At 73.0% G+C, this 16346-nt stretch carries 11 protein-coding genes; 3 read left to right on the top strand and 8 right to left on the bottom strand.

The window, feature by feature from the left end:
• Positions 1–79: 79 nt before the first annotated feature.
• On the bottom strand, positions 80–1558 hold the full coding sequence (locus AB852_RS26615) for an LCP family protein (protein WP_073792766.1): 1479 nt from the start codon (positions 1556–1558) through the stop codon (positions 80–82).
• A gap of 174 nt (positions 1559–1732) precedes the next feature.
• Here AB852_RS26615 and AB852_RS26610 point away from each other — a divergent pair, with 174 nt between their 5' ends.
• Positions 1733–2752: a glycosyltransferase family 2 protein gene (locus AB852_RS26610; RefSeq protein ID WP_073792765.1), complete on the top strand. Its 1020-nt coding sequence runs from the start codon at positions 1733–1735 to the stop codon at positions 2750–2752.
• Positions 2753–3259: 507 nt separating this feature from the next.
• Here the strand turns inward: AB852_RS26610 and AB852_RS26605 are convergent.
• From AB852_RS26605 to AB852_RS26595, 3 genes are all read right to left on the bottom strand, one after another.
• Positions 3260–5143 (bottom strand): LCP family protein, encoded by a 1884-nt coding sequence (locus AB852_RS26605; protein WP_245876933.1) that lies wholly within the window; start codon positions 5141–5143, stop codon positions 3260–3262.
• 70 nt (positions 5144–5213) lie between these two features.
• A complete protein-coding gene (locus AB852_RS26600; RefSeq protein WP_073792764.1) occupies positions 5214–7043 on the bottom strand; it encodes an LCP family glycopolymer transferase in 1830 nt (609 codons plus the stop codon).
• A 611-nt stretch (positions 7044–7654) separates the two neighbouring features.
• Positions 7655–8410, bottom strand: a complete 756-nt coding sequence (locus AB852_RS26595) for a TIGR03089 family protein (RefSeq protein ID WP_073792763.1) — start codon at positions 8408–8410, stop codon at positions 7655–7657.
• Positions 8411–8579: 169 nt separating this feature from the next.
• On the opposite strand from AB852_RS26595, the gene AB852_RS26590 reads away from it, so the two are divergent.
• Together AB852_RS26590 and manB are read left to right on the top strand one after the other, a co-directional pair.
• The gene (locus tag AB852_RS26590; protein ID WP_073792762.1) at positions 8580–9965 is read left to right on the top strand and encodes a peptidoglycan recognition protein family protein; all 1386 of its coding nucleotides are present in this window, start codon (positions 8580–8582) and stop codon (positions 9963–9965) included.
• 109 nt (positions 9966–10074) lie between these two features.
• On the top strand, positions 10075–11157 hold the full coding sequence (manB, locus tag AB852_RS26585) for a mannose-1-phosphate guanylyltransferase (protein WP_073792761.1): 1083 nt from the start codon (positions 10075–10077) through the stop codon (positions 11155–11157).
• Between the two features lie 1010 nt (positions 11158–12167).
• Here the strand turns inward: manB and AB852_RS26580 are convergent.
• The 4 genes from AB852_RS26580 to AB852_RS26565 all read right to left on the bottom strand — a co-directional run bounded on the left by AB852_RS26580 (position 12168) and on the right by AB852_RS26565 (position 16148).
• Positions 12168–13199, bottom strand: coding sequence for a DNA-3-methyladenine glycosylase family protein (locus AB852_RS26580; RefSeq protein ID WP_073792760.1), 1032 nt, complete (start codon positions 13197–13199; stop codon positions 12168–12170).
• Between the two features lie 87 nt (positions 13200–13286).
• Positions 13287–14612 (bottom strand): coenzyme F420-0:L-glutamate ligase, encoded by a 1326-nt coding sequence (locus AB852_RS26575; RefSeq protein ID WP_073792759.1) that lies wholly within the window; start codon positions 14610–14612, stop codon positions 13287–13289.
• The gene (cofD, locus tag AB852_RS26570; RefSeq protein ID WP_073792758.1) at positions 14609–15592 is read right to left on the bottom strand and encodes a 2-phospho-L-lactate transferase; all 984 of its coding nucleotides are present in this window, start codon (positions 15590–15592) and stop codon (positions 14609–14611) included. The genes AB852_RS26575 and cofD overlap by 4 nt, the downstream gene beginning before the upstream one ends.
• 58 nt (positions 15593–15650) lie before the next feature.
• Positions 15651–16148 (bottom strand): cysteine dioxygenase, encoded by a 498-nt coding sequence (locus AB852_RS26565; RefSeq protein WP_073792757.1) that lies wholly within the window; start codon positions 16146–16148, stop codon positions 15651–15653.
• Positions 16149–16346: the final 198 nt, after the last annotated feature.

Raw genomic sequence — 16346 nt, 5'->3', positions numbered from 1 at the left:
GCCGGGTGCCCGCCCCTCACGTCATGTCCCGTCATGTCCCGCCCGGCCCGCCCGCACGCGCGCGGGAACCGCTACCTGCCTACCCGCCGCACAGCACCTCGTCGCCGGACACCGCGCCGAACTCCCCGGACTCCGCCGGGACCGCCGCCCGGACCCGGGTGACCCCCTCGTACCCGCTCCCCGCGACCACCCGCATCACCGGCCCGCGCCCGCGCTGCTCCCGCAGCTCGCTGCCCGGCAGGGCCGCCGCCAGGGACTTCGCCGACCGGTCCCAGCGCGGGTCGTGGAAGATCAGCGTGCGGGTGACCGTACGGTCCGCCGCGTTCATGGGGACGCCCGTCGTACGGAAGCCCGTCCCGCGCAGCGCCGCGTCGACCTTCCCGCCGAGCCCCGCGGCGGCCGTGCCGTTCTCCACCTGGACCCGGATCTGGTCGGGGGCCACCGGCACCTCCACCGCCGCCGGGCGCTTCTTGCGGACGGTCAGCGGCTTGTCGTCCCGCAGCGCCTGGAACAGCCGCTTCGCCTTGCGGTCGTCCCACTTCACCGTGGACCCGAGGCCCTTGACCTGATGGCTCGGATTGCCGACCGGCACCGTCGTGAACTCCGACGACGACGGCGAGAACCCCTTCATCGCCCGCCCCAGGGCCAGCATCTCGTCCGTACCGAAGTCCCGGGACGCCCGTACCGACCCCAGCGAGGTCTGCGCCAGCTCACGGAACCGCACCGGGTTCAGCAGCACCCCCGACGAGGTCGCCTTGGCGATCAGCGCGGCCATGAACGTCTGCTGCCGCTGCATCCGCCCCAGGTCGGCGGCGCCGTCGATATGACGCGACCGCACGTACTGGAGCGCCTGGCCGCCGTTCAGATCATGCGGTCCGGCCGCCAGGTCGAGACCCGTGTACGCGTCCTTCATCGGCTTCTCCGTGCAGATCCGGACCCCGCCGACCACGTCCACCGTCCGCATGAAGCTGGTGAAGTCGACCTCCAGATAGTGATCGATCTTCACCCCCGTCATATGCTCCACGGTCCGCACCGTGAGCTGCGGCCCGCCCTCCGCGTACGCCGCGTTCAGCTTCACCGGGTGCGGGGCGTGCTTGCGGCCCGTCGTCCGGTCGGCATGCCCGGGGATCTCCGCGTACGAGTCCCTCGGCAGGCTCACCACACTGGCCCGGCCCCGGTCCGCCGAGATGTGCACGATCATGATGGTGTCCGTGCAGCGGCAGGGCTCGCCGCCCAGCCGGTACTTCGCCCGCTCGGCCGGGGTGATCCGGTCCCGGCCGTCCGTGCCGACGAGCAGCATCGTCGTGCCGTTCCCGGCGCGCGGCCGGTTCTTCATGTCCTTGAACGGGTCGACCCGTTCGATCCCGCTGTCGATGCCCGTCATCAGCGTGTGCCCGATGCCCGCCGCCGCGAGCACCGACACCGACAGGGTCGTCACGATCCGCCGCGCCCAGCGCGGACGCCCGCGTCCCCGGGGCGCCGCGGGCGCGGAACCCCGGCCGTGCGGGGGCCCCGCCGGGCGCCGCGGACGGGAGGACGGACGGGGCGGTGGGGGCACGTGGGGAACACCTTCGCGGTACGGGCGCGGGCTCGACGCTACGGGGCCCGGGGCCGCACCCGCGCGGGAACGGCCGAGGGGCCTGGACGACGGTACGTCCATAGGAAATGCTGCCCGCGTGACCGGCCGGACGGCGCGCGACCGTGTCCCCCGTTCGCGGTAACGTGAGCGGCGATGAACGCGACGCCCGCCCCGAAGCTTCCCCCCGTCTCCGTGATCATGCCGGTCCTCAACGAGGAACGTCATCTGCGCGGTGCCGTCCACGCGATCCTCGCCCAGGAGTACGCGGGCGAGATGGAGGTGGTGATCGCGATCGGCCCGTCCACGGACCGCACCGACGAGATCGCCGCCGAACTGGTCCGCGAGGACCCGCGCGTGCACACCGTGCCGAACCCGACGGGCCGTACCCCCGCCGCGCTGAACGCCGCGATCAAGGCGTCCCGGCATCCGATCGTTGTCCGGGTCGACGGGCACGGGATGCTGTCGCCCGACTACATCGCCACGGCCGTACGGCTGCTGGAGGAGACCGGCGCGCAGAACGTCGGCGGGATCATGCACGCCGAGGGCGAGAACGACTGGGAGCACGCGGTCGCCGCGGCGATGACCTCCCGGATCGGCGTCGGCAACGCGGCGTTCCACACCGGCGGACAGGCCGGGCCCGCCGAGACGGTGTACCTCGGGGTGTTCCGGCGCGAGGCCCTCGAACAACAGGGCGGGTACAACGAGGAGTTCATCCGGGCCCAGGACTGGGAGCTGAACTTCCGTATCCGTGAGGCGGGCGGGCTGATCTGGTTCTCGCCCGAGCTGCGGGTGTCCTACCGGCCGCGGCCCAGTGTCCGTGCGCTGGCCAAGCAGTACAAGGACTACGGGCGTTGGCGGCACGTCGTCGCCCGCTACCACCAGGGCTCCATCAACCCGCGCTACCTCGCGCCGCCGGTCGCGGTCTGCGCGATCGCCGCGGGTCTGGTGCTGGGGGTGGCCGTCACCCCGCTGGCGTTCGTCGTGCCCGGGGGGTACGTCGCGGCGATAGCCGCGGGGTCGCTGCCCGCGGGGCGGGGGATGCCGCTGGGGGCGCGGGTGCGGATTCCTGTGGCGCTGGCGACGATGCACATGTCGTGGGGCTGGGGCTTCCTCACGAGTCCGCGTGCGCTGGCCAAACGGGTCATCGCGAGTCGCCTTCGCTCGCGCCGCTGAGGTTCCTCGGCTGGACGCACTTGTCCCCGCGGGTCGCCTTCGCTCGGGCCTCTGGGGTTCCCCACCTGGGCGTACTTGTTCCCGTGCGGGTCGTTCGTGGGTGCGCAGTTCCCCGCGCCCCTGGATGCTGCCCCCTTGCGGTCGCTCTTCGGGTGCGGGTCCGCCCTCGTCTTTTGCGCAGTTCCCCGCGCCCCTTTGGGGGCGCCCCGTTCCCGTAGTCCTTCGGGTGCGGAAGCCCCCTCCTCGCGCAGACGCAGGGCTGCGGGAGGGGGTGGGCGGGAATCTCTGCCCGCAGACTCCGATGCTCTTCAGTCGGGTAACGACACGTCGTACCGAGCGTGTCGGATCGAGGACGGAGAATCCCGACCGGCACCGACCCGAAGAACCGACAGAACGCGCCCCAAAGGGGCGCGGGGAACTGCGCGAAGCCCACGAGCGACGGCACAGGAACGAAGTGCGTCCCGCCGGACAGACCTGGGAAGCGCAAGCGAAGGCGATGCCCCGAGGTCAGTACGTAAACGCGGGGTTGACCTCCATGCAGGCGTCCTCGTCCGCCCCGTTCAGGAGGTCCGCCGACTCCGGCGTCCCCTCGTCCTCGGGCGAACCCGAACCCCCGCCGTACGCCGCGCCCTCACGCCAGTCCGCCCCGACGACGAGTGTCACCCCGGAGACATCCGTCGACCGCTTCACCGCGGACAGCGGAATCCCCATCAGCTCGGCCACCCGCCGCGCGTCCCCCTCCAGATCCACACTGGGGTACGAGATCACCGTCCGCGCCTCGGTCACCGCGGCCTGGGTGTCGGCCACGGCGTGGGCCAGCCCCTTGCCCACGAGGAGCTGCGCGACGGTGGACGCCCGCCCCCGGGCCGGCGCGAGCACGTCCGTCCGGGTCCCGTTGACGACCTGTACGGGGATCTCCGCGTCGTCCGCCGCCGCGTCCGCGGACTTCTTCGGCGCCGCGGCCCGCTTCTTCTTGTCCTTGCCGTCGAGCGCGACATCGTCCCGTATCAGCCGGAACAACTGCTCCGCGTCCCCCGGCTTGGGCACCACCCGCGCACCGAGGTAGTCGAACGGCATGGTCGTCATGGTGATCCGGTCCGGCGGGACCTTGCGCAGCTCGTTGCCGAGGTCGTACAGCTTCATCACGGTGTCGAGCCCCCGGTCGACGGTGAGCGAACGGGTCGCGGTCTCCGCGAGACCCCGCAGCTTGCCGGGGTTGCTGAGCGTCGCGTTCTCCCGCATCTCCCGCACCATCGAGCTCATGTACATGTGCTGGGCCTTGGCCCGCCCTATGTCGCTGCCGTCCCCGAACCCGTACCGGGTGCGCAGCCACTGGAGGGCCTGTTCGCCCTTGACGGAGTGGGTGCCCTTGGGGAGCTTGAGGCCGGAGCCCTTGTCGTCGTTCGTGTGGGAGTAGATGTCGCGGTCCACGCACACCGGCACCCCGCCGATCGCGTCGGCCATCGAGACCACCCCCGCGAAGTCGACCTGCACGAAGTGGTTGATGTGGACGTCGGTGAGCTTCTCCCAGGTCGCGACGGTGCAGCCCGCGCCACCGCGGCCCAGCGACTGATTGGTCATCAGCCGCCCGCTGCTCGCCGGGTACACCTTGCCGGTGTCGGGGTCGGTGCACTTGGGGATCTCGATGAGCGTGTCACGGGGCATGCTGACCACCGACATGTTGCTGCGGTCCGCCGAGAGGTGGATCAGCATCTGCACATCGGCCAGCGGGGCCGCGCCGACACTGTCGGTGGAGCCGCCGAGCTTCAGGTTCTCCTTGGTGTTCCGGCTGTCCGAGCCGATGACCAGGATGTTCAGCGGGGTCTGGCCCGCCGCGTTCGGGGTGGGCCTGGGCGCCTTGTGCTCACCGATGTTGAGCTCGCCCTTTTTGATGTTGCCGTTCAGATGGCGGTAGTAGAGGTACCCGGCGCCGGCCGTGCCGAGTATGACGAACGCGAGCACCATCGCCGACCAGCGCAGTATCCGCCGTCTGCGGCGCGGGACACGCCCGCCGGGTCCACCGGCCCCGCCGCGTCCGCCGCCGCCGGGACCCCCGCGTCCGGCGGGGGCCGGTCGGGAGCGCTCCCCCGGACGGGTGCGGTCCTTGGTCCTCGTACGGCCCGGGGGAGTGCGGGTGGCCGCGGTGCGGGTCCGGCCGGGCGGGGTCTCCTGCGCCGCGAGCGCGGCGGCGCTGCCGCCGGTGGTCCCGGAGTCCCGGGCGCCCGCCCGCGCCCCGTCCGTAGCGGTGTCCGCCGCCGCGGGGACACCCGTACCGTCGTTCCCGGCGCCGCCGTCCTCCTCGTCCGCGAGGTCCGTGCCGCTCGGGGCGGGCGGGCCGCTACGACGGACGGGTGGCCGGGAATCCTCCCCGCGCATCCCACTTCGCCCCATCAGCAACCCCTCCCAGCACACCGCCGAAGTACTCAAGTTGCCCCGTTAGACGCCCGGGACACGCAAAGGGTTACTCCGAGCAGACCGCCTTGTCCGCTTCGACCTTCTGGATGCCCTCCGGCGCCTTCGTCGGAGCGTTGACCGGTACCCCCGCGCCCTTGAAGTCCTTGCCGAGCGTCAGCACGATCGCGGGCAGGCCCTGCGCGTTCTCCTCGCTCTCGCCCGGCTTCATCGCGGACGCGGGCAGACCCATGACCTCCGCCAGCCTGCGGGCCTGATCGGCCTGGTCAGGGGCGTAGGCGAGCTGGGTCTTGGCGACCTCGGCCGGTGCGTTGCCGAGCTGGGTGGACTTGAGCACGCCCTCATTGTTCTGGAGCCAGGTGAGAGTTTCCTGAGCGGAGCCCGCGGGGGCGCCGCCGTTGTAGACGTTCACCCGGACCTCGGCGGGGTCGGACTTCGGCCCTTCGAGGAGTTTCGCCTGGGCGGCCTTCGCCTTCTTCGCGTCGGCCTTCTCCTGCTGCTTGACCTCGGTCAGCGACACATCGTCGCGGATCATCGCGAACAGCGGTTCGGCCTTGACGGGTTCGACGACGACGGTCGTCGGCACCTCCTCGGCCGGGTTGTCCTCGACGGGGAGCGTGGTGAAGGTGATGTTCTTCGGGTTCACCTTCTTCATCTCCAGCCCCACGTCCTTGAGCTTGTTGATGCTGCCGATCCCCGTGTCGACCTCCAGCGCCTTCGTCGCCGCCTCGGCGAGGTCGAGCATCTTGGTCGGGCTGGACAGCGTCGAGTCGGACTTCAGCTTGCGCATCAGCGAACCGAGGAACTGCTGCTGCACCTGGATGCGGTCGAGGTCGCTGCGGTTGCCGAAGCTGTCGCGGGTGCGGACGAACGCGAGCGCCTGCTCGCCCTCGATGGTGTGCTTGCCCGCGGAGAGCTTCAGATGCGACTTGGGGTCGTCGATGTCCTTGGCGACACAGACCTCGACGCCGCCCACCGCGCTCGTCAGCGTCTTCACCGCGTCGAAGTCGGCCAGCATGAAGTGGTCGACCTGCACCCCGGTCAGCTCCGTGACCGTCCGCATCGCACAGCCCGCGTCCCGGCCGCCCTGGCCGAGGCTGGTGTTGAAACGCACCTGGACCGAACCGGGAACCACCTTGGTGGAGCCGTCCGACTGCTTCGTCGGGCAGTCGGGGATGTCCGTGATGAGGTCCCGGGGGATGCTCATGACCGTCGCGTTCGAGCGGTCCTTGGACACATGCAGCAGCAAGGTCGTGTCGGCGTGACCGGCGCTGTTCTTGTCGCCGTAGCCGCCGTTCCCCTCACCGGTCCGCTTGTCGGTGCCGATCACCAGGATGTTCACGGCCTTGTCCTTGCTGAACCCCTTGGCGCCCGCGCTGCCGACATCGGTGGTCTTGATGTTGCTGTTCAGATGCTCCAGATACAGATACGCGGAGGTGCCCGCGCCGACCAGGACCACGGCGAGCGCGCCACTGCCCCAGATCAGCACCCGCTTGCCCCGGGACTTCTTCGGCGGCCTCTTGCGCGCCGCCTTGCCCCGGCGGCGGTCCGGCGGCTCCGGCGGCGCGGCCCGGCGCCTGCGCTGACCGGGAAGATCACGGGTGCCGGACTCGTCACGGGACGGCGCGGAGGAACGGGAGCGGGACCCCGGCTGCCCGGGGCGCTCGCCCCTGGACGCACGGCGGCCCGCGGGGTCGGAGGGCTGCCGGGGCCCGGGCGCGCGTGCGGCCCCCGGCCGGGGAGCCCGACGCGGGGTCGGCACACTCGACTGCTCCGGGGAACTGTCGAGCCGAAGCTCGTAGTCACCGGTCTCTGGATTCAGTACCCACTGGTCTGCGGGGTCGATGTCGTCCCCCCGCCCATGGCCTTGCGCGTCCACGGTTGTATGCGTCCTCCGTAAGGGCCCAGCGCAGCGCCTTCCCCCCTCGAAGGCACGCAGTGGATCAGTCACTCAGTGCACGACCATGCGACGGCCGCCCGCACCGGGATCGCTCACACTATCCGCCCAGTTGGGCGCACAGCGAGGACGGTGACACATTCCACGTCCATACAACCGGGCAATATGGAGCATTTCTTCGGCCGTTGATCCGGTTCCCGCATGTGTGTTTGCTCCCAGGCTGTCCGGATGTGGCCGTGGCACACTCGCGCTCGCGCGACGGCTGGGACATCTGGGACGGACGGCGCCACGGGTCGGCCGGGCCCGGCCCCGGACCCGGCCGGCCCCTGAGATCCACCCCGCCGCACCCGTCGGCACTCAGTGCCGTGACCGGCTGGTCGTGGCGGTACGGGACGTGGCCGGTGGGGCGGTGGCGGTCGCGGTGGTGCTGGACGGTACGGGGTCGGCGGGGTCGCGGCGGTGCCGGACGGGGCGGCCGGTCGTGGCGCTACCGGACGGGTGCGGCGGGCGTGGCGGGTCGTGGATGTGGCGTGGTCGGGGCGCGGCGCTGCCGGAGGGGCGTGGCGGGTCGTCGTGGTCCGGGCGGTACGGGGTCAGCGGGCCGTGGCCGTCACATGTTCGGTCTCGACGCGCTTCGCCAGCGCGTCGTCGTCGAGATCCCCGGAGTTGCGGCACAGCACCACGGAACCCCCGGCGGCCAGCGGCCCGTACAGTCCCGCCGCGAGCCCGTCCCAGGTGTCGTACCCGAGCAGCGACATCACCCGGGCGCCGGGGCCGACGATCCCGAGCCGCTCCGCGTCCGCCACCGCCCGCGCCACGACCTCCGCGCCGGAGTACTCCGCTCCCGCCACGATCAGCGCCGCCTCGTCCGGGTCGACTGGGGCGAAGGGGGTGAACCGGTCACCCTGTGAGGGCACCTCGACCGCGTAGTCGGCGAACCCCTCGGGGGCCACCGGGAATCTGCCGCCCAGCGGGCGCAGCGCCAGCGCCACCCGTTCGCCGCCGCACGCGCGGGCCGCGTCCAGCGCGTCCGGACCGGCCACCACGGCGTCGGCGCGGCCCGCCGCGCCGCCGACATCGGCGACCGCTCCCACGGACGAGCAGGCCAGCAGCCACACCGCGGTCTGCCAGTGGGCGGGCAGCAGCAGCGCGACCCGGTCGCCGGGCTCCACGTTCAGCTCGCCCTGGAGCAGGTTCGCGGTCTTGGCCACCCAATTGGCGAAGGTGGCCACCGACAATTCGACCCGTTCCCCGGTCGCGTCGTCGTAGAAGGTCACCAGCGGTCGGGACGGGTCCGCGGCAAGCGCGGATCGCAGCAGGTCGGCGGGGGTGCGATCGGAGGCGTTCACGCGCGACAGGCTACGCGCCCCGGAGGGGGGACGCGTCCGCCCGGGGGAGCGGCCACAGGTCCGGGCGGGGGAACGGGCCGACCCGCGCGGGTGGACAAGCGGTCGCGGGCAGACGGTTCGTCAGTTCTCCGATGGACAGATAAGAGTGCTTATGTCAAAGATGAGGCGTATGCGTGGATTCCTAGCTTCCTCGGTCGGCGTCACCTGCGCGATCGCACTGGCCCTCCCGCTCGCCCTGCCCGCCGCGGCGCGGTCCGCGCCGCACCCGGACCCCGCCCCACCGGACACCCCCGCCGCCCCCGCCGCACCGGCCCGTCCCGCGACCCCGGCCCGCCCTGCCGCCCCTTCTCCTCCCGTACCGCCGGGCGGCACCCAGTCCCTCGCGCTCGCTCCCCGCCCCGCCGACCGGGTGCGGCCGCCCGGCACCCCGGAGCAGGGTCTCGCCCCGCGCGGTGTCCGCCCCTTCTCCCTGGTCGGCGTGGTCTGGGAGGACGCCGCGGCGCAGCTCGACGGCCGGGTGCAGGTCCGTACCCGCGCCACCGGCACCGCCGACTGGTCCGGCTGGCAGGACCTCGACGTCCACCAGGGCGACCACGGCGCCGACCCCGGTTCCGACGAGGCCCGTCCCGGCCGCGTCCGGGGCGCCACCGCCCCGCTGTGGGTCGGCGACTCGGACGGGGTGGAGGCCAGGGTCACCGGCCACCCGTCCGGCGACCGCACCCACCCCGGCCGTACGTCCCCCGGCCGCGACCGCGCCGCCGCGCTGCCCCGGGGCCTGCGCCTGGAACTGGTCGACCCGGGCCCCGAACCAGGGTCCGAGTCCGGGTCCGGGGTCGATTCCGAGTCCGACCCCGCGCCCCGGGCCGGTGCCGCATCCAGGGTCGGCGCCGCGACCCGGGCCGTGGCCGCCGAGCCGCCCCGCGCCCGCGTGGCCGCCCCCGCCAAGCGCTACATCGGCCCCCGCCCCGGGATCGTCAGCCGGAAGAAGTGGGGCGCCGACGAGGGCCTGCGGGACCGGGGCTTCGTGTACACCACGTCCGTCAAGGCGGCCTTCGTCCACCACAGCGCCACCGGCAACAACTACCGCTGCTCCCAGTCGCCTTCGGTCATCCGCGGTATCTACCGCTACCACGTGCGGAGCAGCGGCTGGCGGGACCTCGGCTACAACTTCCTCATCGACAAGTGCGGCACCGTCTACGAAGGGCGGGCCGGGGGGGTGACCAAGGCGGTCCTCGGGGCCCACACCCTCGGCTTCAACGCGAAGACCATGGGCATCGCGGTGCTCGGCTCCTACGGACGGACCAAGGTGCCCTCCGCCGCCGTCAAGGCGATCGCCAAGCTCACGGCCTGGAAGCTGGGGCTGTACGGAGCCAATCCGAGGGGCAAGACATATCTGACGTCGGGCGGTGGCAATCTGTACCGAAAGGGAAAGAAGGTTCGGCTCCATGTGATCTCCGGGCACCGTGACGGCTTCAACACGGCGTGCCCGGGAGCCCGCCTCTACAGCAAGCTCGGCACCGCCCGCAGTACCTCGGCCCGACTGCAAGGACGCTGATCACGCAACCGTCAGGCCCCTGACCGCGTCTGCCGGGCGAGCGGTCCGCACACACCGGCCGGCCGGAGACGAGTCCGGCCGGCCCCGGCAGAAGGCAGGGACGAGACAGGTGACAGAAGCGATTCTCCTGGTCGGTGGCAAGGGCACCAGACTCCGTCCGCTCACGGTCAACACCCCCAAGCCGATGGTCCCCGCGGCCGGGGTGCCGTTCCTGACCCACCAGCTGGCCAGGGCGAGGGCCGCGGGCATCGACCACATCGTGCTCGCCACGTCCTACCTCGCGGAGGTCTTCGAGCCGTACTTCGGCGACGGCTCCGCGCTGGGGCTGCGGCTGGAGTACGTCACCGAACGCGAGCCGCTCGGCACCGGCGGGGCCATCCGCAACGCCGCCTCCCGGCTGGCCGCCGGGCCCGACGACCCGGTTGTCGTCTTCAACGGCGACATCCTCACCGGGCTCGACATCCGCGCGCTGATCGCCGCGCACGGGACGAGCGGCGCGGACATCTCCCTGCACCTCACGAAGGTCGCGGACCCGCGGGCGTACGGGCTCGTGCCCACGGACCCGACGGGCCGGGTGACCGCGTTCCTGGAGAAGCCGCAGACCCCCGAGGAGATCGTCACCGACCAGATCAACGCGGGGGCGTACGTCTTCCGCCGGTCGGTCATCGACACCATCCCGGCCGGGCGCCCGGTCTCCGTGGAGCGCGAGACGTTTCCCGGCCTGCTGTCGTCCGGCGCCCATCTCCAGGGCATGGTCGACTCGACGTACTGGCTGGACCTCGGCACCCCGGCGGCGTTCGTACGGGGTTCCGCGGACCTGGTCCTCGGGCGGGTGCCGTCCCCGGCGGTGCCCGGCCGCTGCGGGGACCGGCTGGTGCTGCCCACGGCGCAGGTCGCGTCGGACGCGAAGCTGAGCGGCGGGACAGTGATCGGGCACGGGGCGCGGGTGGGCGCGGGGGCGCGGATCACCGGCAGTACGGTGCTGTCCGGGGCCGTCATCGCGCCGGGGACGGTGATCACCGACTCGATGATCGGGGCGCGGGCGCGGATCGGGGCGCGGACGACGCTGCGGGACACGGTGGTGGGGGACGACGCGCGGGTCGGTGCCGACAACGAGTTGCGGGACGGGGCCCGGGTCTGGTGCGGCGCGGCGCTCCCGGCGGGCGCCCTCCGCTTCTCCCCTGACCGGTAGCCCGTAGCGGTTGCCGCTTGCTGTCGCTCCTCGGGTGCGGGCCTGTTCTCGGTCTGTCCGGGTGGGCGTACTTGTCCCTGTGCGGGTCGCTCGGTGGGTGCGCAGTTCCCCGCGCCCCTTTGGGGCGCGTCCTGTCTGTTCTTCGGGTCGGTGCCGGTCGGGATTCTCCGTCCTCGCTCCAACGCGCTCGGTACGACGTACCCGTACCCGACTGAAGAGCATCGGAGTCTGCGGGCAGAGATTCCCGCCCACCCCCTCCCGTAGCCATGCGACTCCGCGAGGAGGGTGGTTCCGCAGACGACGGACAACATGATGGGGCGCCCCCATAGGGGCGCGGGGAACTGCGCAAAAGACGAGAGCAGACCCGCACCCGAAGAGCGACCGCAATGGGGCACCCCCCAGGGGCGCGGGGAACTGCGCACCCCCGGACGTACCCGCACTGGAAGCAGGTACGTCCAGGTGGGGAACCCCAGAAGCGCCAGTGAAGGCGACCCGCGGGGAACTGCGCGAGCAACCAAGGACCACCCGCACCCGAACGGGAACCGCAAGGGGCGCAACCCAAGGGGCGCGGGGAACTGCGCAATACGAGGACGGCCCCGCACCCGAAGAGCGACCGCAATGGGGCAGCATCCAGGGGCGCGGGGAACTGCGCACCCCCGGACGTACCCGCACAGGAAGCAGGTACGTCCAGGTGGGGAACCCCAGAAGCGCCAGCGAAGGCGACCCGCGGGGAACTGCGCGAGCAACCAAGAACCACCCGCACCCGAACGGGAACCGCAAGGGGCGCGACCTAAGGGGCGCGGGGAACTGCGCAAAACGAGGACGGCCCCGCACCCGACGGACAACGGACCCGGGGGCAGCATCCAGGGGCGCGGGGAACTGCGCACCCCCGGACGTACCCGCACGGGAACAAGTACGTCCAGGTGTGGAACCCCAGAAGCGCCAGCGAAGGCGACCCGCACAGGAAACCTCGGAAGCGCAAGCGAAGGCGACCCGCCGGACCGGAGGGGTCAGAGGAGGCCGATGTCGGTGCGGGGCATCTTCGGGTGGCGCCGGGCCGGGGCCACCCCGGACAGCAGGATCAGCCGACAGGCCCTGTGCCGCTGCCCGGCGTAAGGCGCCAACAGCTCCAGCATGCCGTCGTCGTCCACGTCCCGGTCCCCCGCGAGGGCGTACCCCACGACCCCGGGAAGGTGCAGGTCCCCGACCGTCACACAGTCCGCCGCCCCATGACTGCGCTGCACGACCTCCGCCGAGGTCCAGGGCCCGACCCCCGCGACGAGCTCCAGCCGGGCCCGCGCGGCCTCGGGCGCCAGCCCGGAGGCCTGCTCCAGCCGCCCGGCCACCCGCACGGCCCGCAGCACGGTCGCGGCCCGCTTGTCGTCGACCCCGGCGCGGTGCCACTCCCAGGACGGCACCAGTACCCAGTCCCGCGCGCGGGGCATCACATGCAGCGACGGCACCCGCCGCCCGTCCGCCGCGGGCCCGGGCGCGACCTCCCCGAACCTGCGGACCAGCCGCCGCCACGCCCGGTACGCCTCGTCGGCGGTGACCTTCTGCTCCAGCACGGACGGGATCAGCGACTCCATGACCAGCCCGGTCCGGGTCAGCCGCAGTCCGGGCCGCCGCCGCCAGGTGTGCGCGACGACCCGGTGCCGGGGCACGAACTCGTCGGGCCGGTCCGCCCCGCCCAGCAGCTCCGGCAGCCGGTCCAGCAGCCACTCACCGCCGGGCCCCCACGCGATGCCCTCGACGTCCCCGTCCCGCGGGGCCACCCGCAGGGTGCCCGGTCCGGCGGGCGTCCGGCAGGCCCGCCACACGGACCCGTCGGGCATCGCGCGGAACGTGGGGTCACCGGGCCCGCGCCGCAGCGGCCCGAGCACGAGTCCCGGATCGACCGGTCCGGGCGGCGCCCACACCCGGGTACGTCCCGTGTCGTCCGCGTTCCGGCGGGGGCCCGACCCGGCGACAGGTGCGGGTACGCCGGGGTGCCCGCCGCGCACGGTCGTGCGCGTCGGTCGCGGTGCGTACCGTCCAGCCATGGGGTCAGATCCGTATCCGGGGGTCAGGGGCCGCGGGCCGGCCGGGAGGGGCCCCGCGCGCGTGGGTACGCCGCGGCGCCCGCCCCTTCACCGTACGTCGATGAACGCGTCGGCCTCCCGCGCGGGCCGTGGCCGGGGCTCCTCGGCGGGGTGCCCCACGGCGACCGCGCCCATGGGGTCCCAGTCGGCGGGCAGCCCGAGGACCTCCCGGACGACCTCGCGGCAGAACATCGTGGACGACACCCACGCGGAGCCCAGCCGCTCACCGGCCAGCGCGACGAGGAGGTTCTGCACCCCGGCGCCCATGGCGACGACGAACATCTCCCGCTCGGCCGCGTCCCGCCGGGCGTGCCCGTAGTGGTGCGCGCCGTCGGTCACCAGGCAGGGCACCACCAGATAGGGCGCGTTGCGCAGGACGTCGCCCCGGCGGACCCGTTTGGCGATGGACTCCTCCGGCTTGCCGTCCGCCCGCAGATCCGCGATCCAGGCGTCCCGCATGGCGTCGAGCAGCGCGGTACGGGACGCGGCGCTCTCCAGCAGCACGAACCGCCAGGGCGTGGTGTGGTGCGGCGCGGGCGCGGTGACGGCGGCGGCGACCGCGCGGCGTACCGCTCCGGGGTCGACGGGCTCGTCGGTGAACGCGCGGATGGTGCGCCGCTGGGTGACGGCCTCGCGGACCGCTTCGGAGGTCCCCAGCCGGAACATGTCGTCGTACGCGGGACGGATCAGTTCCCGGGCGTCCGGTCCCGGACCGGTGACGTCGGCGCCGGTCACGGTGTGCGGCAGCCCCCGCACCACGGCGACGGGCAGTCCCGCGGTCTTGCCCTTGACGAGGTCACCGGCGGCGGCGAGTTCGTCGGCGGTGGCGACGACGGTGGCGCTCAGCGGATTGCCGTGGCTGTCGGTGCCGCCCCGCAGATCGTCCAGCACCTGGACGCCCGCCGCGCCGATGGCGATGTCGGTGAGGCCGTTGCGCCAGGGGCGCCCGGCGGTGTCGGTGACGAGGACGCCCACGGTGACCCCGAGGAGGTCCCGCAGCCCGTCCCGGACGGCCCGCGCGGACGCGTCGGAGTCCTCGGGCAGCAGCAGCACCGTCCCGGCGGGGGTGTTCGACGCGTCGACCCCGGCGGCGGCCATCACCAGGCCCTGCCGGTTCTCGACGATCCGCAGCGGGCCGCGGCGCGCGATCACGCGTACGGTCTCCGCGTCTATGGCGCTCTCGCGGTCGGCGGCGTCGAGCACCCGGCCCTCCGCCTTGGAGACGATCTTCGAGGTGACCAGGACGACATCGCCGTCGGCCAACGCGGGCTCGGCGGCGGCGATCAGCTTCGCCAGGTCGTCCCCGGCGGTCACCTCGCCGATGCCGGGCACCGCCCACACCCGGAAGCCGTCCCGCGGCTGTGCGGTGCTCACGCGCGGACCTCTTCCGCCAGTGCCAGCGCCTCGCGCGCCATCCGCGCGGTGGCGTCGATGTCCGTCATCAGCAGGGGGACCGCGCGGCAGCGGATACCGGCGGCCTCCACGCGCGCGACGGAGCCCTCGTCCACGGTGTCGACCAGCCAGCCGTCCAGCAGACCGGAGCCGTAGTGCTCCGCGACCGCCGCGGCGGTGGTCTCGACGCCGACGGCGGTCAGGACCTTGTCGGCCATCCCGCGCACGGGCGCGTCCCCGACGATGGGGGACAGGCCCACCACGGGGACGCCCGCGTCCGCGATGGCCTCGCGGATGCCGGGCACCGCGAGGATCGTGCCGATGCTGACGACCGGGTTCGACGGCGGGAACAGCACGACGTCGGCGCTCGCCAGCGCGTCGAGCACGCCCGGCGCGGGCTTGGCCCGGTCGGCGCCGACCGGGACGACGGCGTGCGCGTCCACGGAGGCGCGCAGCCGCACCCAGTACTCCTGGAAGTGGACCGCCTTGCGCTCACCCGCGCCGGGCTCGCCCTCGGGGACGGTGATCGCGACATGGGTCTCGATACGGTCGTCCGACATGGGGATGAGCCGTACCCCGGGCTGCCACCGCTCGCACAGGGCCTCGGTGACCGCGCTGAGCGGGTACCCCGCGGACAGCATCTGCGTCCGCACGATGTGGGTGGCGAAGTCCCGGTCGCCGAGCCCGAACCAGCCGGGCCCCACGCCGTACGCCGCCAGCTCCTCCTTGACGTGGAACGTCTCCTGCGAGCGCCCCCAGCCCTGCTCCTCGTCGATGCCGTCGCCCAGGGTGTACATCACCGTGTCGAGGTCGGGACAGACCTTCAGCCCGAAGAGGTGGATGTCGTCCCCGGTGTTGCCGATGACGGTGATGTCCGTGACCCCCGTGCCCTGTACGGCCTTCTTCAGACCGCGCAGGAACCGGGCTCCGCCGATACCGCCTGCCAGAACCACAATGCGCATACGGCCAAGTCTGTCAGGCGGGTACGACAACGCGGGGCCCGGCCGTGGGCGGCTCCGCTCAGGCCCGGGCGGGGGCGTTCAGCGCGGCGCACCGGGCGGCGTGCATCGGCATCTCGGTGAGCCCGGGGAAGTACACGTGCAGGCTCACCGCCGGTTCGAGCGCGTCGTTGGCGACCTCGTGGACGTAGCCGGGCGCGAAGACCCGCTGTGCGCCCGGCCGCAGGACGCGTTCGGTGTCGCGGGCGCGTTCGGTCAGTTCGCCGTCGAGGACGGTGAGCACGCCGCTGGAGCCGCCGTGGTCGTGCCGTCCGCTGTCCTGGCCGGGTACCCAGGACAGCAGCCACACCTCGTAGCCGGGGCCGGTGCGCAGGCGGTGGTACCAGCGGCTGGTCGCGTCGTAGCGCACCAGGTGCGCCCACGCGGCGCGGTCGGCGGCGATGGTCCGGGCGAGCCCGGCGAACTCGGCCACGGTGGCGGGGTGCTCGCGGGCGGGCTGGAGGAGGTGAGGCACCTCAAGGATGTCGCCCGCGATCTGGAGGTCGCTGTCGCTGTTCATGGATGCGGTGGGTCCTCGGCGAAGAGTGGGGGGGGCGGGATGTGCGGCGGGGGCGGGGTGTCCGGATCACGGACGGGGGAACGCCCCGGGAAAGGCGTCGCCCGGGTACGGGCGAGGGGAGGGACGGCCGGAGCGCGGTGGGCTCAACAGCCGGAACAGCAACAGCTACAGCGCGAGCGGGCAGCACCGAAGGACCCG

This window comes from Streptomyces uncialis (assembly GCF_001905345.1).
GTDB classification, from domain to species: domain Bacteria; phylum Actinomycetota; class Actinomycetes; order Streptomycetales; family Streptomycetaceae; genus Streptomyces; species Streptomyces uncialis.
Note: the sequence above shows the minus strand (reverse complement) of the source record. Positions and strands in the feature narration are given on the sequence as shown.